We start from the raw sequence: 23,244 nt of genomic DNA, 5'->3' as shown, positions 1-23,244 counted from the left end.
AGCAGATTCGACATCGAATCTTGAATTCATCCGGGCCTTCCGGTGCTCACGTACCCAAAACGTACACTCCGCTCCTCAGGCCCTGGCTTCATCCAACCTTCTCGGTGCTGAAAACCGGACTTTTTGAACACTCATTTAAAGATGACAGTGGTTTTGCGGACTGCTTCCTGAAGGAATGATGTAATACCTATTCTATTTAAGATACATAGGCGGTGAAGAAGAGAAGATGTTCAAAGGACGTACAGTTGCTCTTATGGTCGTAGTCGCCATGCTGCTCAGTAGTATCCTAACTTTAACGTTAACAGGCCAGTGGACTTTTGCAGGCTCAGGTTCGGTAGGCAGCGGGATTTTTGCTGATGCTTTTGGCGGTAACAAGAGCGGTATCAAGAAGATCGAGACGGCTATGGATCTTGTCGAGAAAAATTACGTAGAAGATGTTGACCAGAACAAGCTGGTAGACGGAGCAATTGTTGGTATGCTGAATGCGCTTGGCGATCCGTTTACCTCTTATATGGCTCCGGAGACCGCGCAGCAGTTCTCCGAACAAATCGAAGGTTCTTTTACCGGGATTGGTGCTGAGGTATCGATGGAAGATGGCAAGGTCGTCGTCGTGTCACCGATCAAAGGCTCTCCCGCAGAACAGGCTGGCATTAAGCCGAAGGACATCCTGCTCTCGGTCAATGGTGAATCCTTTGAAGGGCTTAGCTTGAATGAAGCAGTTGCCAAGATTCGCGGTAAGAAAGGTACGCAGGCAAAAGTTAAGGTCAAGCGCCCAGGAACGACCAATGAACTGGAATTCTCGATTGTCCGTGATGATATTGCGTTGGAAACGGTCTATTCCAGCATGAAGCAAGGGAACATTGGCGTGATTGAAGTTACGGAGTTCTCGATGAATACAGCGGATCGCTTCGCACAGGAGCTGGCTTCTCTTGAGAAACAGGGGATGAAGGCACTGGTCATTGATGTACGGAATAATCCTGGCGGTGTGCTTCAGGTCGTTGAGAAAATGGCCGAGCAATTTGTACCCAAAGGAAAGGCTATTGTTCAAATCGAAGATAAGAATAAAAACCGTAAGAAGATGAGTTCTACTGAGGGCAAGGGTAAAAGTTATCCGGTGATCATCATTACGAATAAGGGCAGTGCGAGTGCATCGGAGATTATGGCAGGTGCACTTAAAGAATCGGCAGGAGCCATAACGCTTGGAGAAACGACGTATGGCAAGGGAACTGTGCAGTCGAGCTTTTCCAAAGAGATGGGTGATGGCAGTCTTGTGAAAATTACGATTGCCAAATGGCTGACGCCAAATGGCGAGTGGATTCATAAAAAGGGGATCGAGCCGGACATTCCCGTATCACAGCCGGATTATTTCTCGGTAGCTCCGATTAATAAGGAGAAGACGTATAAATATGATATGTTGGGCGAAGACATCAAGAGCGCTCAAATGATGTTAAGCGGAATAGGTTATGATCCAGGCCGGAAAGATGGATATTTTGATAAGAAGACAGAGGCTGCTCTAGAGAAATTCCAGGCAGCAAAAGGCTTAAAGGCCGACGGTGTTCTTGATGCCAAGACGGCAGAGGCACTCGAGAGCAGTCTGATTGATCAGATCCGTGATCCAAAGAATGATAATCAAATGAATCAAGCGATCAAAGAGGCTCAGAAGGAAATTGCTTCGGTAGCGTCGAATGAGTAAGAAGGCTGAGTGCAGCCTTCTTTTTTTCTGTTATAGTTAAAGGTGGACAAGTTTTATTGATGTTGAAGTAATCCAGTTATGGATAGAGCGATATTTTGAGATGATGGTTAGGGGTTGATGATCGATTGGATCTAGTGCTTGAAGGATTATGGAATGTAGCCGGGGCCGTAGGACAATTGTTTCTGCAGCCGTTCTATTATATCTCGATTATTATGGTGCTCTTGCTCTATCGCAGGCAAGTCATATTGGAGCGTAGATTGTTCCATGTACGGCTGAACAATTGGCTCACTCAGACTTGGCGTACAGTCCTTGGAGGTCTGCTGGCAGGGGTTATCATCTCACTTGTTAACGCGTTTATTGGCATGACGCTTACGGTAGAGGGCATTTTATGTATATGGGCGGTAACGATTGTATTGCTGCTCGTTCGTGTCAGATATCTATGTATGGCTTACTCCGTCGGATTGCTGGGAGTCATCCAGTTTGTACTGGATCGCTTTCCTTCGTTTGTTGGCAGTGGATTTGGAGCCGAAGTGCTTCGTGCGGTTAGGGAGCTGAATATTCCAGCGCTGCTTTGTCTTGTCGGATTACTGCACTTAGCGGAAGGGCTGCTCGTCCGTTGGCAGGGTGCTTCTTTTGCAGGGCCGTTGTTCTTCGAAGGTAAGCGCGGCAAGCTGGTCGGGGGTTATCAAATGCAGAGCCTATGGCCCGTTCCACTGCTACTGCTCATTCCTGCTCAGACGGCGGGAGGGGTGCTGCCTTGGACCCCGTTATTTGGCGGGAATGCATGGCAGGACGGGTTCGGGCTTGTCGCTCTGCCGATCATTATCGGTTTCTCGGAGATGACGAGCGGGATGCTACCTCAGGTCAAGGCGCGATTGACCTCAAATCGGTTATTGTTCTTTGGTTTGACCGTATTCGTACTAGCATTGCTGTCCCACTGGTGGGGCTGGATCGTGTTGCCAGCGGCACTAGTGTCCTTCTTATTGCACGAAGGACTGGTATGGTACAGCCGTTTCGAGGAGCAAGAATCAAGTCCGCTGTTCGTCAATCCGGTAGGGGGATTGAGGGTGCTTGCGGTGTTGCCGGATAGTCCGGCACAGGAAATGGGCATTCTGGTCGGTGAGACCATTCGCAAAGTTAATGGTGTGCCGGTGCCAACGAAGGAAGAGATGCATGCGGCGCTGCGGATGAATCCGGCCTTCTGCAAGCTGGAGGTTCTTAATCTCAAGGGTGAGATCAAGTTTCTCCAGCGCGCGATATACGCCGGCGAGCATCATCAGCTCGGCGTGATCCTGGCGCCTGACGATAAGGCGCCGGTTGCTGTAAGGCTGCAGCCGCTGTCGCTGCTGCAGCTGCTCAAGCCGCGGCGCAGCGAAGCTGGCGCGCGCGATAAGCGCCGCCCGGCTAGGCGGGGCGGCGACACAGCGTCTCAACCGCCATCGGCGGGTTGAGACGAAAATAAGGGCTGCGGCACCGCGTAAGCGGCCGCAGCCCTTTTGTGTTGAAGCGCATCGTTGGGGCAATTACTTACTCCAATCCTGCGACAACTGCACGCCTATGTCATAGCCGAGTTGATAATCTTGCTCCAGCACAGACAGCTCCTTAGTCAAACGTTCTGTCTTGAAGGAATCCGGTGGATTCACTTCAATGACCTGCACATCGACCGGAGAATTGCGCATGAAATCGATCGCTTCCTGGTAGGTATGTGCGCGGTTGTCGAGTGCTTGCAGCAGGTCTGGATAGTTACGCAGATACCACCGGGTTAACATATTATTTTTGCTGCTCTTCATCATATAAGCATGGGGTCTGGATCGTAGCACCATAATTTTGGTGGCGCCACGGCGATAGGCTTCGATTACGGGAATGGAATCGGTGACTCCGCCATCGACATACTTTACCCCATCCACTTCAACGAAGCTGCGGTATATAACCGGTATGGCGCTTGAAGCTTTCATCAACTGGTCAAAATTATGCCGGGTCGGCTTTAAATACACCGAATTACCCGTGTTCACTTCGGTCGCTCCGATAATAAATTCGGAGGAGGCAGAGAACAGAGTGTCTACATTCACAGGCAAATCCCGTAGTGTAACGTCCCAGAGCCAGTCGATATCCATCAGATGGCCACCGCGGATAAATTTCTTCATGCTGATGAACTCCGGACGGAGTGAATAGTCTGTAAATACTTTATAATTGCGCTGATACATCCTGCCTAAATAGGCAGCGACATTTGAGGATCCGGCAGAAACGCCGATACATAGGTCAAATGGGAAGAATTCCTGTTTGATGAATGCATCGAGAATTCCCGTTGAGAAGATGCCTCTCATTCCGCCGCCTTCAACGACTAATGCTGTCTTGCCCGCTTTTTCTGTATTCAGGTTTTCTATCATTTCTTCACCCACCATATTCAACGTAGATATCCAAACTTATATCATACCTATAAAAAAGATGCAGTGCATAATTTTACCTATTCTATCGTACAACATTTTATCTACAAAGCAAAAAGCTTGGCATGTCACCAAGCTTTCCGTTACTTATTGCTGTAGCTGTCTCAATACTGTGATTTCAACACGACGGTTCTTCTGTCTACCCTCATCTGTTGTATTGTCGGCGGCAGGACGGGTGTCGGCGTAGCCAGCGTACTGAAAATGCTGTGGATCCAACTTCTCCTTATCTAAGAAGAAGCGCAACACAGATAGGGCTCTTGCACCAGACAGCTCCCAATTGTCCTTGTACCTAGAGGCGCGAACGATCGGCTGATTGTCGGTATGACCCTCGATGCTAATAACGGTGTTAAGCTGCTGAAACAGGCTGGCCAACTTGGCCATGGTCTTGGCAGATTCTTGCTTCAATTCCGCCTTGCCGGTATCGAATAGGAAACGATCGCTCAAGGTGATCGAGATTCCCTTCGGCAGATCGGCAACATGGATTTGATCCTGCAGCTGATTATCCTTCACATAAGCTTCGATCCGGGCCATTAGATTCTGTAGCTCTTCCTCTTGTTTGCGGAACGCGAGCTCGCGCTCGCTTAACGGCTCTGTACCATTTGGTTTGCTCTGGTCTGCGTTAGCAGAACCGGGGATCGGTTCCTTATGTATATCCGGGCTTTGTGAACCGTCGAGAATGCCATTACCACCATTAATAATAGAATTTCCGCTGCTGAATGTATGTTGCAGGGATTGAGTAACAAGCTCGTATTTCTCAACATCGAGACGACTCATTCCATACATGATGACAAAGAAAATGAGTAGTAGTGTAATCAGGTCAGCGTATGTAATCATCCAGCGATCTTTGGAGTCATTTTGTTGGCTTTTCTTCCACCTGCGGCTCCGTTCATGCTGACTCTGCCTCATAGTTCAATCTCCTTGAACTCGGCTACTTCCTGCTTGGGAGTAACAGAATCAGAATCCATAGTGAAGGATTCCAACTTGCGGCGAACCAGCACCGGGTGGTCTCCGTTCTGAATGGAGAGAATACCTTCGAGCATCATTTCCATCCGCTGTACTTCATCCTCGCCCCTCGACTTTATCTTCGTAGCGATCGGCAAAAAGATCAGGTTGGCGCTTGCCACACCGTATAATGTAGCTGTAAAGGCCAAAGCGATGGAAGGTCCTAATGCTGTCGGCTCAGTCAGGCTGCCGAGAACGTGAATGAGGCCCATGACCGTACCGATAATCCCCATCGTTCGGGCATATCCGCCAGCGGATTCGAATATTTTGGCATAGCTTTCATATTTATGATGCGTAGCTTGTAGCTCGAGCTCCATGATCTGTTCAACCATCGCCCGATCTGTACCGTCAACGACGAGCTGGATTCCTTCGCGGAGGAAGGGATCGGGATATTCCGCTGCTTTTTTCTCCAGAGTTAAGACACCTTCTCGTCTCGCGGTATGGGACATGCTGGTGATGTCATCGATCAACCCGGACAAATCAGAGTGTCTAGAAGTAAAGGCGATAGCCAGCGCACGCGGGACCGTCTTCAGCCTTGCAAGTGGGAAACTAACCAATACCGCAGCAAGTGTTCCTCCGAACACAATGCAAGCGGCAGTAATCTGCATGAGACCTCCTAATTCTCCCCCTTCCCAAATGAACCCGCCGATCAATGCGGCAAGTCCGACAATGATACCGATAACTGTTGAAATATCCATCTCCTGCTACCCACTCCTCTTCTTACTTATCGTTTGCATCTGATACACAAAAAAGTTATAATGTATGGGAACATCCATTCCTATTTTACATTTATAGGGATGAATTGGTGTATAGTGAAGGTTCAACCTCTATAAAGAGTAGAAATATGTCACAAGCTGTCTAATGATAACCTCTAGTATTTCATTTTAACGATAAAGGTGATGTTGGACAATGAGCGATATTGTCTTCAATGATAATAAATTTGAAGTCGTCTCCGAGTATAAGCTGCAGGGAGACCAGCCGACGGCCGTTGAGGAATTGGTTGAAGGCGTAAAAATGGGTAGAAAGTACCAAACGCTATTAGGCGCAACAGGTACCGGTAAAACCTTTACAATTGCGAACACGATTGCGAAGCTGAATAGGCCGACACTGGTGATCGCTCACAACAAGACGCTGGCCGCGCAACTCGCAAGCGAGTTCAAAGAATTTTTTCCTCATAACTCTGTAGATTACTTCGTCAGTTATTACGACTATTACCAGCCGGAAGCGTACATCCCTTCCTCTGATACCTATATTGAGAAAGATTCCAGCATTAATGAAGAAATTGATAAACTTAGGCACTCAGCGACAAGCTCATTATTTGAACGGCGGGATGTCATTATTGTAGCGAGCGTATCGTGTATTTATGGTCTCGGTTCGCCGATGGAATACCGCGATCTCGTTCTGTCACTTCGTGTCGGGATGGAGAAACAACGCAATCAGATTCTGAGTCGGCTCGTTGATATCCAATACCAGCGAAACGATATCAACTTCGTGCGCGGGACGTTTCGTGTGCGCGGGGATGTGCTGGAGATTTTCCCGGCCTCCAAAGGGGAACAAGCGATTAGAGTCGAGTTTTTCGGCGATGAGATCGAACGGATCACGGAAATTGACGTGCTGACCGGTGAATTGGTCGGGGAGCGGGACCATGTCGCTATTTTCCCGGCATCTCACTTCGTAACCCAAGAGGAGACGATGAAGGCAGCGCTTGTCAATATCGAACGCGAATTGGAGGAGCGATTGGAGACTTTTCGCGCTCAGGGGAAGTTGCTGGAGGCACAGCGGCTTGAACAACGTACTCGGTATGATATTGAGATGATGAAGGAAGTTGGCTTCTGCTCAGGGATTGAGAACTATTCAGGGCCGTTGACCTTCCGTGAACGGGGAGCAACGCCTTATACTTTGATGGACTATTTCCCTGACGATATGTTGATTGTCGTGGATGAGTCACACGTTACGTTGCCGCAAGTTCGGGCGATGTATAATGGGGACCAGGCTCGGAAGAACGTGCTGGTCGACCACGGGTTCCGGCTTCCTTCCGCACTCGATAACCGTCCGCTCAGGTTCGAGGAATTTGAGGAAAAGGCGGGGCAAATGATCTTTGTATCAGCAACTCCAGGTCCATATGAGCTAGAACATTGCGATACAATGACGCAGCAGATTATCCGACCGACGGGTCTGCTTGATCCGGTAATCGAAGTGCGTCCGACCAAGGGCCAAATCGATGATTTGATCGGAGAGATCCACGAGCGGATTAATAAGGATGAACGGGTTCTGGTTACGACATTAACTAAGAAGATGTCCGAGGACCTTACCGATTATCTGAAGGAGATCGGGATTAAGGTGCGCTATCTTCATTCTGATATCAAGACATTAGAGCGGATGAGCATTCTTCGCGATTTGCGGCTGGGTACCTTCCATGTATTAATTGGGATTAACCTGCTGCGGGAGGGGCTCGATCTTCCTGAGGTGTCGCTGGTTGCTATTCTCGATGCGGATAAGGAGGGCTTCCTGCGTTCCGAGCGCTCACTGATCCAGACGATTGGCCGGGCGGCGCGGAATTCAGATGGCCGAGTGTTGATGTATGGCGATCATATTACTGATTCAATGGATCGCGCTATCAAGGAGACGGAGCGTCGTCGCAGCATCCAGATCGCTTATAATGAGAAGCATGGCATCACGCCTCAAACGATTCGCAAGAAAGTCAGAGATGTGATTGAAGCGACCAAAGTGGCGGAGAGCAAGGCGGATTACTTGGCCGATGCTAAAGGTAAGTTGTCCAAACGCGATCGCGAGTCAATGATCAAACGGCTTGAGGCCGAGATGAAGGAAGCGGCCAAGAGTCTGCAGTTTGAACGGGCTGCTGAGCTACGCGACGCGATTTTAGAGCTTAAAGCAGAATAGCAAACTGTTATATAGTAATGTTCAAAAAGGCCGATTTTCAGCACCGAGAAGGTTGGATAAAGCTAGGGACTGAGAAGCGCAGCGTACGTAGTTGGTACGTGAGCATCGAAAGGCCCGGGTGAATTCAAGATTCGATGTCGAATATACTTCTCGAAATGACTTCGTGATCAAAAGCGGAATTTTTGAACTTCCTCTATTATATAGATGGTTCAAGGAGATGAAACCTATTGGCTAGTGAGAATATCGTAATCAAGGGCGCACGCGCCCATAATCTGAAGAATATCGACATCACGATCCCGCGCGATCGCTTTGTCGTACTGACCGGACTTAGTGGCTCAGGCAAATCTTCACTAGCATTCGATACAATTTACGCTGAGGGTCAGCGCAGATACGTCGAATCGCTATCGGCCTATGCCCGCCAGTTCCTCGGACAAATGGAGAAGCCAGACGTGGATTCCATTGAAGGGCTGTCGCCGGCGATCTCCATTGATCAGAAGACAACGAGCCGTAACCCGCGTTCCACTGTGGGAACCGTAACGGAAATTTATGATTATTTGCGCCTACTTTTCGCTCGTGTTGGGCATCCTCATTGTCCAGAGCATGGGATTGAAATTACGTCACAGACGGTCGAGCAAATGGTTGATCGTATTATGCAATATCCAGAGCGGACTCGATTGCAAATTCTAGCCCCAGTCGTGTCCGGCAAGAAGGGTGAGCATAAGAGCCTGTTCAGCGAAATTTCCAAGCAGGGCTTCGTCCGTGTACGTGTTGATGGAGAGCAGCGTGATCTGTCCGAGACGATTGAGCTGGAGAAGAACAAGAAGCATTCCATAGAGGTTATCGTGGACCGTATTGTCGTGAAGGAAGACGCACGGAGTCGGCTTGCCGACTCGATCGAGACGGCGCTTAAAATGTCGGGTGGCCAGATCCTCGTTGATATTATCGGTCAGGAGGAGCTGCGCTTCAGTTCCAACTTTGCTTGCCCGATTTGCGGCTTCAGCATCGATGAGCTGTCTCCGCGGATGTTCTCTTTTAACAGTCCTTTCGGGGCTTGTCCGGAATGCGACGGGCTCGGGGTTAAGATGATTATCGACCGGATTTGCTTGTACCTAATCCTTCCAAGAGCATTGAGGATGGGGCTTTCGAAGCATGGGCTGGCGGAACCTCGAACTATTACCCGCAGTTTCTGCGGTCGGTATGCGAGCATTTTGATATTCCGCGGAATGTACCTGTATCAGAGCTAACCAAGGATCAAATGGACAAGCTGTTATATGGTACAGGCGACATCAAGGTTCGCTTCCGCTATGAGAATGATTTCGGCATGAGCAAGGATGCGCTTGTCACTTTTGAGGGGATCATTCCGAATTTGGAACGTCGTTACCGTGATACAGCCTCGGAGGGTATCCGCGAATATATTGAGGGCTTCATGGGCTCCAAACCTTGTGGAACCTGTAAAGGGCACCGTTTGAAGAAGGAGAGCCTGGCCGTAACGATCAATGATCAGAATATGGCCTATGTGACTTCGCTATCGATCGGGGAAGCGCGGAAGTTCTTCGATGGCCTGCAATTGAGTGAGAAGGAGACAGCAATCGCCCACCTAATTCTGAAAGAGATTAACAGTCGTCTTGGCTTCCTGGTCAATGTGGGACTCGATTATCTGACGATGAGCCGTGCCGCAGGCACGCTGTCCGGCGGTGAAGCACAGCGGATTCGTCTTGCAACTCAGATTGGTTCCAGCTTGATGGGTGTATTGTATATTCTTGATGAACCAAGTATCGGTCTGCATCAGCGGGATAATGATCGTCTGATTTCTACGTTGTCCCATATGCGTGATATCGGGAATACACTCATCGTTGTTGAGCATGATGAGGACACGATGCTGGCGGCGGATTATATTATCGATATTGGCCCAGGGGCAGGTATTCATGGCGGACAGGTTATCTCTCAAGGAACGCCTGAGGAAGTGATGGCGGATTCGAAATCGCTGACCGGACAGTATTTGAGCGGCAAGAAGTTCATTGCCGTTCCAGCTGAACGCCGCAAGCCGGATGGACGTTGGCTCGAAGTGAAGGGTGCGAAGGAGAATAACCTAAAGAATATTAATGTCAAGTTCCCGATCGGCGTCTTTACCGCAGTTACCGGAGTATCCGGCTCAGGTAAATCGACCTTAGTGAACGAAATCCTGTACAAGACGTTGGCACGCGATCTGAACAAGGCTAGAGTTAGACCTGGGCAATATCGCGAAATGAAAGGCTTGGAGCATATCGATAAGGTCGTAGATATCGACCAGTCACCAATCGGCCGTACGCCGCGTTCCAACCCGGCAACCTACACTGGTGTCTTTGATGATATTCGTGATCTGTATGCACAGACGAATGAAGCGAAAATCCGAGGTTATAAGAAGGGCCGATTCAGCTTCAATATCAAAGGCGGACGTTGCGAGGCTTGTCGCGGTGACGGGATAATCAAGATTGAAATGCACTTCCTGCCGGATGTTTACGTGCCTTGTGAAATTTGTAAAGGCAAGCGATACAATCGGGAGACACTGGAAGTTAAATATAAGGGTAAGAGCATTGCCGAAGTGTTGGAGATGACGGTGGAGAATGCGACGGAGTTCTTCCAGAACATTCCGAAGATTCACCGCAAGTTGCAGACCTTGATGGATGTAGGTCTAGGCTATATTAATCTAGGCCAACCGGCGACGACACTGTCCGGGGGTGAGGCACAGCGCGTGAAGCTGGCTTCCGAGTTGTACCGCCGTAGTACGGGCAGAACGATCTATATTCTCGATGAGCCGACGACCAGGTCTGCACGTTGATGATATCGACCGCCTGCTTAAGGTGCTGCATCGTCTTGTCGATTCGGGGGAGTCGGTTCTGGTTATTGAGCATAATCTTGATGTGATCAAGACCGCCGACTATTTAATCGATCTCGGTCCAGAGGGCGGTAGCGGCGGTGGAACGATCATCGCTACCGGCACGCCAGAAGACATTGTCAAGACAGAGGAGTCTTACACAGGGCGCTATCTTGGTCCTGTGCTCAAGCGTGATAAGGAACGGACCCAGGATTTGATCGCAGCAGCTGCAATAGAATAGATTGTAGTTTTGCAGAAGCCTGTTGAGAGGAAAGAAATAGCTCTCAGCAGGCTCTTTTTGAATATAGAACTTGTACGTTATGTTTTCACCTGAGTATATTGTCTCGATGTTTCTTATATGAGGACAAATTTAAGAAATGTCTTTTGAAAGGTGGACACTGCTTGGTAGGGCGTAATAATCTCTATCTAACCTAGAGTAGTATATATAGTGTATCCGCGGTCTAATGCAATCTATATATAGTGTTCTTGGTTATGTGAAGTGAAAGCCTCTAATGTCCACTTTCAGGTGGACATTTCTGCTGTTTGTGTATCTGAGGGAGACATATTGTTTTTGTGAATTCGAAGAAGAAAAGTAAAAGTAATTACAAAAGATATACTTAATTCCTCTAGGAACAGAAATGATTACAACCACACCTTGTTTGGATGATTACACCACTGCAATTCGTATAGTGAAGTTTGATATGCATAGTTAATAACATATAAATAACTAAGGGGTTAAAAGCGGAAACTAATGATTGTCAAGGAACTTTGATATATAGTGGGGTTGAATTCTTTGATTTTCAAGCTATTTTAGCAGAAAAATTTAACATTTTTTTGTCTTTCCTCTTGCATCCAATCGAGGAGGAAGATAACATATAAGGAGATGGAAATAAGCGAATTGATCAGAGGAGGGTACGCTATGTTACTCGCAGCTGCGGGGAGACGACATTGACCTTTAACGGTTTTGATATTTTTATGATATTGTTCACGCTGATTATTCTGATCGGGGTAATCCGATTGCTCAAGGATGGTCCGAAGAAGAACTTGTTCGCACTAGGCTTTGGGATCGTCAGCTTACTCGTCTTTTTAGCATCCGATGCAATTATGATCAAGGCTTGGTTTAGTTAAGGTACATATGGCAATTTAGCATGGTAGATGTAATATGAGAAGAAGCAGGGGAGCGGAAGAGATCCCTTGCTTCTTTATTTTTGCTCGTATGCTCTATGTCCGTCTTGGTGGGATGGGCTGCAGGTTTGAAAGTCATGATGCATATCGAAAAGAGCGTCGATTACTTTGTGCTGAATTCGATCCAATCGATCTGAAAATCCCCATGCGATACGGATAATTTGAGCATGTGATCGCCTTCCGGGACATAAAGCGCTTGTTCTAAGGAATGAATCTTCCAACTAGACGGAGCAAATGCCTTGGTGATACTTGGCTCCTGATTAAGCTGTAAGTTCAGAGATGCGCCCCCTTCAGGAACAGCAGCCCGAAGGGCAAATACATATTCACCAGGACGATCACAGTGTAGTGAATAGCTCACCGAGGCTCCGGAAGTTAATTCGATGCAAAGGCGCTCTTCATCCTTCCATTCTTCCTCCGGTTTTAAATGAAAATTCGGCGGGCCATCTTTTTTTGAATAAAGTTAATAGGAATTCTGTCGCTAGGACGAAATGGATTATTGCCCGGTTGCTTAAGATTTGAAGCGTTATAACTAATGCCTTCACCCTGGTAATCAAAATATTCGGCGGGAATTCGCAGCGGTAGCTTGCGCTGTACTGCATTAAGCACCTGTGGCTGATAATGGCAGTTATGAAAACGGATATTGTCGAGATATTTCCGTAGGATTGCTCTTGCTCTGTCCCTGTCCGGCTTCTCACCTCCGCGTAAGTATTCCAGGATCAGATTCCAATCTTGCGGTTTGTTGATCGAACATGGGGAGTTGAAGGTGTCGAGTTTTTTCCATGTCCAGAAATTCCATGAGATATGGTGATCCTCATACATTCCGAACGCACCGGTATACCAGCTTAACGTATTCTCTCCGCCCTCACCCATATAGATGGGGACGTTGAACTCAAGGCGTTTATCCAGGTAAGGGGCGATACTTTCAGTGTCGATGCTGCTCCAATACTTATGGAATTGCAGCAGAATATTGTTATCGAACATTTCTGTGAATACAGACCAATCCGTTGCCCAATGTGCTCCCTCCAGAATAATTAGATGCTTCGCATCGACCTCGCGGATCGCTTCGGTTATTTCTTTATAGAGCGGCATGAGCATGTCGTTATATTGATTGAAAAAGTTTGGCAAAGGTTCATTTAACAGATCATAGCCACCTATGATCCATTCATCCTTGTAACGATCTGCAAGAGCTTTCCATAGTTGAATGGTCTGTCTTCGGTATCCCTTGTCGATGAATAGTTCAGGCTGATCATGCTCGGAATCGTCGATATTTTGTCCCGTCTGTCCACCCGGAGCGCCATGCAGATCCAAAATAACATAGAGCTTGTACTGCTTGCACCAATCAATAAACTGGTCGATGAGTCCGATTGAGCTCTCTTTGAAAATGACTTGATCGCCATCTTCAAGCAAGAAGCGAGCATTGATAGGCAGACGGACGGAATTAAGTCCTTCCTCAGCCATACGGGCTACATCTTGCTCTGAGATATAGTGCTGTCTGAATTCCGTCCAAAAACTTGTAGCCTCTGTCTCACCGATTAAATCGCGGATCAGCTTCTCAATCCGTCTAGGTCGATCCGCCTTATCCGGTGGGAACTTCCACATATATCCCTCCGGCAGCAGCCAATTGCCAAGTCCTACGCCCCGAAGCAGTATTTCCTCACCTTGTCCATTGACTAGGCGCTGGCCGTCGGCTCGTAAAAAACCATGTACTTCTCCGTTATTAGCATACATCGGGTAACACCTCCTACATGATTTCAACTGGGGTTAACATGGGTAAACTGAGAGGTAAGGATTTCCTTGCTCTTGCAGCTTAAGAAAACGGTTTCAATCCCATATCACATTAAATATAACGAGATTCACAGTACAGTACTAGGGTCCGAATTTCATGTCAGGTATGTATTTTTCGGGTTCGTTGATTTAAGTGTAGATTTTGCAAGTAATGCTGTGTAAGAACTGAAAGTCATGTGTTTAGTTGTAGTTTTTGTCATTGTAATTATGAAAGCTTATTACGGGACGAACCTTTCTTTTCAATGGTTGGAATGGATTGTTGGTAGTGTATTACGACGAAGTCTGTTAAAATAAATTGGTTATGGAAGTTGTACATGGACAAGCACTTATAATATCTCAAAATTTAAAACATGTTAGTAAGTTAATTATATTGCGATGAGTCGACACGATTCATGCGGGAGGATATAAATGAGCAAGATAGCGATCACAAGACAGGATGTAGAGTTGCTGGCGCCAGCGGGTGACTGGGATTGCATGCGGTCGGCCGTTGCAAACGGCGCGGATGCGATTTTCTTTGGTGTGGAAAAATTCAATGCCCGTGCACGGGCGAACAATTTCCGGATGGATGAGTTGCCGGAGATTATGGCGTTTTTACACAGTTATGGAGTGAAGGGGTTCTTAACCTTTAATATTTTAGTATTCGAAAATGAGTTGGCGGATGCTAATGAACTGATCGAGGCGTGTGTCGATGCTGGAGTTGACGCGGTAATTGTACAGGATTTGGGCTTGGTGAAGATGATCCGCGAGCTATCGCCAGATTTTCCGATTCATGGCTCGACGCAGATGACGATTACTTCGCCAGAGGCTGTGGAGTTCACGAAGCCCTGGGGTCTGGAGCGGGTCGTACTTGGCCGCGAGAATAATTTACAACAGATTCAAAAGATCGGTGAGCAAGCGAAGCTACCGATGGAGGTGTTCGTCCACGGAGCGCTATGTGTGTCCTATTCCGGTCAATGTCTGACATCGGAAATGTGGGGCGGTCGCTCGGCTAACCGCGGTGAATGTGCGCAAGCCTGTCGTTTGCCGTATGATCTGATGGTGGATGGGGTTCAGAAGCCGATGGGCAATGTCACTTATTTGCTCTCCCCTAAAGACTTGGCAGCCATTGATTTGATGCCCGAGCTGATTGAAGCAGGGGTCACTTCCTTCAAAATAGAAGGGCGACTGAAGAGCCCGGAGTATGTAGCGAATGTGGTTAGCAAGTACCGGAAGGCGATTGACCGGTATTTTGACGGGAAAACGGAGCTCCATCCAAGGAGGAAATGCGTGAGCTGCAGCAGAGCTTCTCACGTGGCTTCACGCATGGATTCTTGGAAGGGACTAACAATAAGAAGCTGGTAGACGGAACATTTCCGAAGAGCCGCGGTGTGTATCTAGGTCGTGTCGAGCAGATTCTACGCGATGGTGTCGTCTGTCATCTTGAGGCGCCGCTGAAGCGTGGTGACGGAATCGTCTTTGATGCCGGTGACCCGACAAAGAAGGAAGAAGGCGGACGTGTATACGATCTGCGTCGTAAAGGTGTGAAAATCGAAGGAGAAGCGGGTGAGAGCTGGATCGTTGATATTGTACCGGGTCGGAATGATATCGATCTGCGTCGTGTTCATGTCGGAGATCGGATCTGGAAGACGAATGATCCGGCGTTGGACAAGCGATTGCGGCAGACGTTCGAGACGGAGAAGCCTTACCGGGTATTTCCGGTTCATGTTCGTGTCATTGGTGTAGCTGGTGAGCCGTTAAAAACCTTCTGGACTGATGTACAGAAGGGAACGACAGTGCAGGTCGACTCGGAGCTGTTGCTCGAGGTCGCACAGAAACGGCCGATGGACCAGGCGCTCCTGGAGGAGCAACTGGGCCGTCTCGGCGGCACGCTGTTCCAGCTCGAGCAGCTGGAGACGGAGCTTAGCGGCGACGTCATCCTGCCGATTCGCGAGCTGAACAGCGTTCGCCGGCGCGCAGTGGAGCTGCTAGCCGGCGAACGGCCAAAGCCGCCCGTGTACGTGAAACGGGCGGGCGAAGCTAGCGCTGCTGCGGCTCAGCCGCAGCGCCGCGCTGTGGCCCGCGGTGAAGCAGAGCTCACCGCGTTGTGCCGCAGCCTGCCGCAGGTGCAGGCTGCACTCGAGGCCGGCGTGGATATGATCTATGCCGACTTCGAGTTCATCAAGCAATTCCCGGCAGCAGTAGATGCCGTTCGGGCTGCGGGCAAGCGAATTGCGCTGGCGACGCCGCGAATCCATATGCCGGGCGAGAACGGCTATCATAACAACATCCTGCGTCTGCAGCCAGACGCCGTTCTCGTACGCAATACCGGTGCGCTCTACTTCTACTTGCGCCACCGGCAAGAGAACCCGGATGCGTTCCACCCGCAGCTGATCGGTGATTTCTCACTGAACATCGCCAATCACAAAGCGGTGGAGCTGTTCCTAGAAGCAGGCTGCGACTTCGTAACGCCGTCTTATGACTTGAACATCCAGCAGATGGTCGATCTGCTGGGCGAGTGTATGACGGATCAACTAGAGATCGTTATTCATCAGCATTTGCCGATGTTCCATACCGAGCATTGTGTATACTGTACCTTCATGAGCGAAGGTACTAATTACACGAACTGCGGTCGTCCTTGCGAAGAGCATCGTGCTTCGCTGCAGGACCGGATCGGTATGTCTCACCCGGTTCGCGTGGATGAAGGCTGCCGCAATACGGTCTATAATGCGATCGAGCAATCCGGTGCGGAATACTTGAGCCACTTCCTAGATCTAGGCGTATCCAGATACCGCGTAGAATTCTTGGAGGAGACGCCGGAGAAAGTACACGAAGTTATCGACCTCTACAACCGTGCACTTCGCGGAGAAATCAGCGGTTCGCAAGTCTGGCGTACTCTGAAGGCGACGAACCAGCTTGGTGTAACTCGTGGGCAATTAGTTAAATAATTTTTTTGAAATAAGTGATGGGGCTGTCCTATAAGTGAAGTGACCCGAAAAGTTAGACAGTTTATTTTCATTAAGCAGTTTGTTGGGCATGAGTCCGGTATTGTACCGGACTCATGCCTTTTAATTTTGATTTAATCCGCTTGTAATTATAGTAGTTAATATACTTGGATAATTCCTCTTTAAAATGTTCAATACTTTTAAATTCCTTTATATAAAGGAATTCTGATTTGAGAATACCGAAGAAGTTCTCCATCACAGAATTATCATAACAGTTGCCCTTTCGCGACATACTCTGCGTGATTTGTTTTCTTTGTAATGCCTGACGGTATTGCTTCATCTGATAGTGCCATCCTTGATCTGAATGCATGAGAAGCTTGCCTTCTATCGTTAGCCTTTCAAAAGCTTGCTCTAGCATATCTGATACAAGAGAGTAGGTAGGTCTAAGTCCTATCGTATACGAAATGATTTCACCGTTATATAAATCCAGAACAGGTGACAGATACAGTTTTTCTCCCAGTAATTTAAATTCTGTAATGTCTGTCACCCATTTCTGATTTGGTCTCTCTGCTTTAAAATTACGGTCTAATAAGTTCGGTGCAATCTGACCGACCTTACCTTTGTACGAGCGGTACTTTTTCACACGGACTATTGATATTAATCCTAGCTCTTTCATAATACGTTGGACCTTTTTATGGTTCACCTGATGCTCACGATTCCTTAATTCATCACGAATACGACGATAACCATAGCGGCCTTCATGCTCGTCATAAATGGATTGAATGAGTACCTTTAGCTCGCCATCTGGATCGGGACGTCCGAAGCTTTTAATCACGTAATAATAGGTGCTGCGCGGAATACCTGCAAGCTGCAGAAGTGCTATCACCGGAAATTCACGCCTTAATTCATAGACTACTTGCGCTTTGTCTTGTTTGGTGATTTTTCCTTGTTTTGAACTAAGGCATTCAACTTTTTTAAATAGGCATTTTCCATACGTAAACGTTCGTTTTCTGCCTGTAGTTTCTCAAGTGACCCTTCATCTTGTTTTGTTGGTTTCTTTGTTTCTTTGTTCATGGATGTACGCCCCTTTTTCTTTGCTTTGAAGGCGTCAAATCCCTTTCTTTCAAACTCTTTAACCCATCTTTTGATAGGTGAAGGTGAGGGAATACCAAAATGCGCAGCGATATCTACATATGAGGCCTTCGTTTTTAACCGATATTCAAGTACCTCTAGTTTAAACTCTGGTGAATATGAAGCATAGTCTTTTATTCGAAAACCTTCAATCCCCCACTCGCTGTACAGCTTTGCCCAAGAGTAAATTTGAGTTTTGGATACACCATATTTTCTTCCAATGGATGGCGCAACTTCGTTACCTTCCAAATATCTTAATACAATTTCGAGCTTCTCTTTTACAGAAAATTTCCACATAAAAAACTGCACCTCCAATTGTTAGTTGTGTCTAACAATTGGGGTGCAGTTCAGACACGGGACAGCCCCTTTTATGTCGTAACGGACACTTACCACTGTTGATAAATAACAGAAGATGTGAAGCAGCTCATAATTCTAAAGGGAAGTTGACGCTATACTGAACATATCTAGGGAACGAAGTGGAAGGGAAGGGGGAAGCGTATGATAGAAATAGATTGTTTGGGAGAAATTTGTCCTGTGCCGGTGATGATGCTGAAGAAGCATCAACAAGCGATCCGCAGTGGCGAGCAGGTACTGCTCGTAACAGATCATAGCTGTGCGAGAAAATCAATCACAGAATATTGCGGCAAGGTCAATCTGCGCTGCTCTATCAACGAAGTGATCAATGGCGTATGGGAGATTTGCATAGAGGCTTGAAATGCCCCTAACATAGTGTATCAATCAAGGTCTGTTCTATATACCGAATTAACTGCTTCGTATCGCGGTTCGTTTTTTGATTATGCTTCTTGATCATATGAACCTCATTATATACCTGAAAGTCGCGAATATGGATTGCTTTGAGCTGCTTACTGTAGAGCTCTTTTTTTATGGACATATACGGTAGAAATGCTGCGCCATGGCCTTTGATTGCAGCCAATTTGACAGCCTCTATCGAGTCCAGATTATAGAGAATGTTCAACTTCGCATGATCATTCACCAATGTCTGAGCCAGTGTGCGCTGGACGCAGCAGAGCTGTGTTGACCATATCAAGGGATACCGGTGCAACTCCTCGATTTCAATCTCATCGGGGCTTGACTTGGTACTACTGGTTACGAGAATGACCTGATCAGAGAACACCTGATTGGAGCTTATCTCCGGATTGGAGGACGAACCGGAAATGAATCCAATATCCCCTTCCTCAAGCAGAATATGCTCCTCAATTTGCGAGCTGAGTGCTTCATTTAACTTAATATTGCACTGTGGGAAATGCCTCTTCACTTCAAATAAAGTACAGGGCAAAGCATAGTTACATACCTCAGGAATGGCATAGATCGATAGCTGATACTCCGTGGGCTTCAATTGCCCAATTTCGGTAACCATATCCTCATAAAGCTTGCACATTTGAGTCGCATACTTCTTCGCAATCTCCCCTGCCTCGGTAAGCTTAGCGCCTTTGTTACTCCTTTGCAGCAGCTCTGTCCCAAGTGAGCTCTCCCAGGACTTTAACTGTTGACTGAGCGCGGATTGGGTAATATGCGATTTCTGTGCTGCTTTGGAGATGCTCTTGAGCGTGGTTATATCAAGAAATAATTTAAGCGTTTCCAGATTCATTTATAAGCTCCTCCCTCGCCAACCTCTGACCAAAGTATATCATGACGTGTCTGTGACCAATTTGACGCATGACGATTCATTTGCCATTAGAAAAACTTATGCAGTATCAAAAAAGCCGATGACCACAAGGATAAAAAGAATGTTATTATTTTCACATAGTCAATTGACTTAAATGCTGGAGGTGTTCACAAATGGGACAAAACGATAGTCCCGCATCGAAGCCCGCTCGTAACCGGGCACCAAGAAAACCTAAGAAGAGTCAGCTGCCCTTTGCTTTGCTGGCTACGGCTCTCGTCATTGGATTTGGTTTCTACCTGAATCATTACAATGGCAAGATGGTTGTCTACTTACTGTTTGGGCTTGCATTTGGCGTGATTTTGCAAAGATCGAGATTCTGTTTCACTGCTTCAATGAGAGATCCATGGATTACGGGGAGTACATCTGTAACAAGAGCTGTATTGATCGCTTGCTCCATTGCTACGATTGGCTTCACAGCGATCAAATACGCGGCGTTTGCAGGAGGCAATCCGATTCCCGGGATGGAAAATGTCGGTCAGATCAGTCTAGCCTTGGTCGTAGGTGCGGTTGTTTTCGGAATCGGGATGGTCATTGCTGGCGGTTGTGCTTCTGGTACGCTAATGCGGGTAGGGGAAGGCTTCACGATGCAGATGCTCTCTCTGCTATTCTTCGTTATCGGTTCCCTGTGGGGAGCACATGATATGGGCTGGTGGCGAGCACATGTAATCAAGGATGCACCATCTGTATTCTTGCCTGATGTATTTGGCTGGTTAGGTGCTTTGCTTGTTCAGTTCTTGATCATTCTACTGCTCTATATCGCTTCTGTTAAATGGCAGGAGAAGAAGATGGGTAGTGCTGAGTAAAGGGAAAGCAATCAAAGTGAATTTACCCGAGCAGGTTGGTAGATTGGCAGGTTAATAGTTTATTGCGCACTACAAAGTGAATGTTTTCACAAAATAAATTATACAAAGATTCACAATAAAACAAATGATCACAATAATGATCAAAAAAAACGAAAAGGTGGTTTTTATAATGGCAGAATTTACGTTGGATTGTATGGGAGAAGCTTGTCCGGTTCCTTTGATGAGAACAGAGAAGAAGATGACTGAGCTTGCAGTTGGCGATGTGTTGATCGTATCGATCGATCATAGCTGTGCGATGAAGAATGTTCCAGAATGGGCTAGAAAGCAAGGACATAACGTAGAAATTGATGAAATCGATGATGGAGAATGGGAAATCGTTATTGAGAAGCTGAAATAGAACTTACGAGACAAGGGATGGTGATTGAACGGTGAACGCATTTTGGTTAAAGATATCCTCGAACCGTTTCTACAAGAAGCTGCTGAAAGAGCCGCTTACTTACGTCACCGGAGCTGTGCTGCTCGCTGTGTTCGCTATAGCTCATCTCGCCGTGTTCTCGAAGGGCTGGGGGGTAACGAGTGCATTTGCGGATTGGGGCGCCTGGCTGTATCAGCTGGTGGGAGGCAATGTAGATAACTGGGCGTATTTCAGCTCAGAAAAAGCGCAAAAGACGCTGTCTGGTGGATTTATGAACGATGGTGGTTCGATTCGTAACTTAGGCATTATTCTGGGAGCACTTCTAGCTACGCTGTTTGCTTCCGAATTCAAGATTAAGAAAATCCGTTCGATGAAACAGGTATTTGCCGCTGTTCTTGGCGGACTGCTGATGGGCTACGGGGCAAGACTTGCAAATGGTTGTAATATCGGGGCATTGTTCACTTCGATTTCCTCGCTGTCGCTGTCCGGTTGGATCTTCTGGTTGTTCTTGCTCGCGGGCGCTTTTATCGGCAGTAAATTATTAGCCAAGTTTTTTATGTAAGTAAAAGAAGTTGCCGGGCTGACGGAAGTCAGCCTGTTTATTTGAAATCAACATTTCTAATGGAGGTTAAGGCATATGGAGAAGAGAACGGAGCAGTATGATGTCGTCATTATCGGCGGCGGCGCAGCGGGGTTAACGGCGGGAATTTACTGTGGACGTGCCAAGCTCAAGACATTGATCCTGGAAAAAACTTTGGTTGGCGGCCTTGCCACTTATACGAATGAGATCGAAAATTATCCTGGGTTCCCTGAAGGAACAACGGGCACAGATCTAATGGGCTTATTTCATAAGCAGGCGAAGAAGTTCGGCGTCGATTTTAAAATGACCGATGTCAAAGCAGTGTCTCTTGACGACGAGGTGAAGGTCGTTGAGACGTTCCGGGTTCGTTACGAATGCAGAGCCGTAATCGTCGCTAGTGGCGGGAAGCCAAGACTGACTGGGGCACAGAACGAGGATAAGTACTTATACGATAAAGGGATATCCTTCTGTGCGACCTGTGATGCAGCAGCCAATACGGGGAAGACAGTCATGGTCATCGGCAGCGGGGATGCTGCGATTGAAGAAGGAATTTTCCTGACCAAGTTTGCAGACAAAGTCATCGTCTCCGTTATGCATGATCCTGGAAAAATGGATTGTAATGAGATTGCGAAAAATCAGGCGCTCGATAATCCCAAGATGGAGTTTATGTGGAATACGACGGTGGACTCTTTTGAAGGAGAAGAACGGCTCGAGACCGTAGTTTTGAAAAACTCGAAAACCGGCGAGCTGCAGCCTGTAAAAGTCGACACTTGCTTCTTGTTCATCGGATATGTCCCGAATACCGAAATATTCTCCGGGGTGCTTGATCTGAACCGGAACGGTTACGTGCTCGTTAATGAGAAGATGGAGACGAATGTTTCCGGCGTGTTCGCAGCAGGGATGTATGCGACAAATTCCTTAAACAAGTGGCCACAGCAGTTGGGGATGGAGCGATCGCTGGCTATGGAGTAGAGAAATATATTTCCGAATGCGAAGTATACGAGAATCAGATCCAGAATCATGGCAAGCCATCGGTCGTTTATTTATGGAATGCGACGGAGCCAGCCTGCCGCGAGCTGTTGCCTCTGATTGAGAAGTTCGAGCAAGTACATGCCGAGGAGCTGCGGGTAACCAAGGTGGACATATATAAATCCCCTGGTCTTGTCGCCAAGCTGGATATAGATACCGTCCCGGCTATCGCTTATTTCAATGAGGGAGAAATTCAGAAGGTAATTACCGAGAATATTAATGAAGCACAATTAAACAGTCTTTTGTCTTAAGGGCGTAGAGAATAGAGAGAAGGGCATGAACCGGAAACGGTTTGTGTCCTTTTTAGCTTTAGCTACCTAACTTATATAGGTTCTGGTTTGAACATATGTTCTCATTTTTTTGTAGAAGTATTTAATAGAAAGACGGTTGTTTTTCCGCCGTGGACAGACAAAATGCAAATATGTACACTGTGTGAAAACAACTCCAAAAGCACCGATAAAGGCTAGTTATCAGTAATCTAAGAAAGATTAATGTGATATAATGAAAGCGTAAACAAAGTGAGAGGCTAACGCTTGGCTAGCCTATTTTGTAGGAGGGTGAAAGTGATGTTGGAAGGATTCCTCGAGATGCAATCGTTGGTAACAAAGGCTCATGGACGTATTCATGAGGAGGGCGGTCAGCAGTACCATAAAATTGAGTACGGTGTCGAACGCCATCTTCATACGCCAGAACCGTGGGGCCAAGGCGCAAGGCATGAGGAAGAATCTCAGCGCTTCACGTTACGCAAATTCTGGAGTTAAATAAACATTTATAATATTAAGGTAGATTACAATGATTTAGGCCCCTTCCGTTG

General features: G+C 47.3%; 18 protein-coding genes and 2 pseudogenes. 13 read left to right on the top strand and 7 right to left on the bottom strand.

Features of this window, described 5'->3' with window-relative positions; genetic code table 11:
• Positions 1-226: 226 nt before the first annotated feature.
• Positions 227-1,693 carry a S41 family peptidase gene (locus RE628_RS26300; RefSeq protein WP_309156281.1) on the top strand — a complete coding sequence of 489 codons (1,467 nt, stop codon included), beginning with the start codon at positions 227-229 and terminating at the stop codon, positions 1,691-1,693.
• A 125-nt stretch (positions 1,694-1,818) separates the two neighbouring features.
• The gene (locus RE628_RS26295; protein ID WP_375143011.1) at positions 1,819-3,144 is read left to right on the top strand and encodes a PDZ domain-containing protein; all 1,326 of its coding nucleotides are present in this window, start codon (positions 1,819-1,821) and stop codon (positions 3,142-3,144) included.
• A 72-nt stretch (positions 3,145-3,216) separates the two neighbouring features.
• Here RE628_RS26295 and RE628_RS26290 read toward each other — a convergent pair whose 3' ends face one another.
• The 3 genes from RE628_RS26290 to RE628_RS26280 form a co-directional block, all read right to left on the bottom strand.
• On the bottom strand, positions 3,217-4,080 hold the full coding sequence (locus RE628_RS26290; RefSeq protein ID WP_309156279.1) for a patatin-like phospholipase family protein: 864 nt from the start codon (positions 4,078-4,080) through the stop codon (positions 3,217-3,219).
• Between the two features lie 144 nt (positions 4,081-4,224).
• The gene (locus RE628_RS26285) at positions 4,225-5,043 is read right to left on the bottom strand and encodes an OmpA family protein (protein ID WP_309156277.1); all 819 of its coding nucleotides are present in this window, start codon (positions 5,041-5,043) and stop codon (positions 4,225-4,227) included.
• Complete coding sequence (locus tag RE628_RS26280; protein WP_309156276.1) at positions 5,040-5,837, bottom strand: flagellar motor protein; 798 nt, start codon at positions 5,835-5,837, stop codon at positions 5,040-5,042. Before RE628_RS26280 ends, RE628_RS26285 begins: the two co-directional genes overlap by 4 nt.
• Before the next feature lie 211 nt (positions 5,838-6,048).
• Between RE628_RS26280 and uvrB the strand changes: the two genes are divergently transcribed.
• The 3 genes and pseudogenes from uvrB (at position 6,049) to RE628_RS26265 (ending at position 12,022) form a co-directional block, all read left to right on the top strand.
• Positions 6,049-8,040 carry an excinuclease ABC subunit UvrB gene (gene uvrB, locus RE628_RS26275; RefSeq protein WP_309156275.1) on the top strand — a complete coding sequence of 664 codons (1,992 nt, stop codon included), beginning with the start codon at positions 6,049-6,051 and terminating at the stop codon, positions 8,038-8,040.
• A gap of 227 nt (positions 8,041-8,267) precedes the next feature.
• A pseudogene (uvrA, locus tag RE628_RS26270) lies at positions 8,268-11,135 on the top strand (excinuclease ABC subunit UvrA).
• A gap of 707 nt (positions 11,136-11,842) precedes the next feature.
• A complete protein-coding gene (locus tag RE628_RS26265; RefSeq protein WP_375143010.1) occupies positions 11,843-12,022 on the top strand; it encodes a DUF2759 family protein in 180 nt (59 codons plus the stop codon).
• 160 nt (positions 12,023-12,182) lie between these two features.
• On the opposite strand, the gene RE628_RS26260 is transcribed toward RE628_RS26265, so the two are convergent.
• Positions 12,183-12,437, bottom strand: a complete 255-nt coding sequence (locus RE628_RS26260) for a carbohydrate-binding protein (protein ID WP_309156274.1) — start codon at positions 12,435-12,437, stop codon at positions 12,183-12,185.
• A 62-nt stretch (positions 12,438-12,499) separates the two neighbouring features.
• The gene (locus RE628_RS26255; protein ID WP_309156273.1) at positions 12,500-13,807 is read right to left on the bottom strand and encodes a glycoside hydrolase family 5 protein; all 1,308 of its coding nucleotides are present in this window, start codon (positions 13,805-13,807) and stop codon (positions 12,500-12,502) included.
• A gap of 465 nt (positions 13,808-14,272) precedes the next feature.
• Here RE628_RS26255 and RE628_RS26250 point away from each other — a divergent pair.
• Positions 14,273-16,788: pseudogene (locus RE628_RS26250) on the top strand (DUF3656 domain-containing protein).
• Positions 16,789-16,858: 70 nt separating this feature from the next.
• On the opposite strand, the gene RE628_RS26245 reads toward RE628_RS26250, so the two are convergent.
• Positions 16,859-18,213, bottom strand: a protein-coding gene (locus tag RE628_RS26245; RefSeq protein WP_309156272.1) for an IS3 family transposase whose coding sequence is annotated in 2 segments (ribosomal slippage) — positions 16,859-17,763 and positions 17,763-18,213 — 1,356 coding nt in all. Because the reading frame shifts where the segments join, the coding sequence is not laid out codon by codon here.
• Between the two features lie 201 nt (positions 18,214-18,414).
• On the opposite strand from RE628_RS26245, the gene RE628_RS26240 reads away from it, so the two are divergent.
• Positions 18,415-18,630 carry a sulfurtransferase TusA family protein gene (locus tag RE628_RS26240; protein WP_309156271.1) on the top strand — a complete coding sequence of 72 codons (216 nt, stop codon included), beginning with the start codon at positions 18,415-18,417 and terminating at the stop codon, positions 18,628-18,630.
• 7 nt (positions 18,631-18,637) lie between these two features.
• Here RE628_RS26240 and RE628_RS26235 read toward each other — a convergent pair whose 3' ends face one another.
• Entirely contained in the window at positions 18,638-19,525 is an 888-nt protein-coding gene (locus RE628_RS26235; RefSeq protein WP_309156270.1) for a LysR family transcriptional regulator, read from the bottom strand.
• A 191-nt stretch (positions 19,526-19,716) separates the two neighbouring features.
• Here RE628_RS26235 and RE628_RS26230 point away from each other — a divergent pair, with 191 nt between their 5' ends.
• From RE628_RS26230 to RE628_RS26205, 6 genes are all read left to right on the top strand, one after another.
• On the top strand, positions 19,717-20,406 hold the full coding sequence (locus tag RE628_RS26230) for a YeeE/YedE thiosulfate transporter family protein (protein WP_309156269.1): 690 nt from the start codon (positions 19,717-19,719) through the stop codon (positions 20,404-20,406).
• Positions 20,407-20,575: 169 nt separating this feature from the next.
• Positions 20,576-20,803, top strand: a complete 228-nt coding sequence (locus RE628_RS26225; protein ID WP_309156267.1) for a sulfurtransferase TusA family protein — start codon at positions 20,576-20,578, stop codon at positions 20,801-20,803.
• A 31-nt stretch (positions 20,804-20,834) separates the two neighbouring features.
• Entirely contained in the window at positions 20,835-21,383 is a 549-nt protein-coding gene (locus RE628_RS26220; protein WP_309156265.1) for a YeeE/YedE thiosulfate transporter family protein, read from the top strand.
• 75 nt (positions 21,384-21,458) lie between these two features.
• Entirely contained in the window at positions 21,459-22,373 is a 915-nt protein-coding gene (locus RE628_RS26215; RefSeq protein WP_309156262.1) for an NAD(P)/FAD-dependent oxidoreductase, read from the top strand.
• Positions 22,328-22,681 (top strand): thioredoxin family protein, encoded by a 354-nt coding sequence (locus RE628_RS26210; protein WP_309156260.1) that lies wholly within the window; start codon positions 22,328-22,330, stop codon positions 22,679-22,681. The genes RE628_RS26215 and RE628_RS26210 overlap by 46 nt, the downstream gene beginning before the upstream one ends.
• A gap of 315 nt (positions 22,682-22,996) precedes the next feature.
• A complete protein-coding gene (locus RE628_RS26205) occupies positions 22,997-23,191 on the top strand; it encodes a hypothetical protein (RefSeq protein WP_309156258.1) in 195 nt (64 codons plus the stop codon).
• The last annotated feature ends 53 nt before the right edge of the window (positions 23,192-23,244 follow it).

Source organism: Paenibacillus sp. D2_2 (assembly GCF_031199965.1).
Lineage (GTDB): Bacteria > Bacillota > Bacilli > Paenibacillales > Paenibacillaceae > Fontibacillus.
The sequence above is the reverse complement of the archived record's forward strand: the minus strand, read 5'-3'. Positions and strand labels throughout refer to the sequence as shown.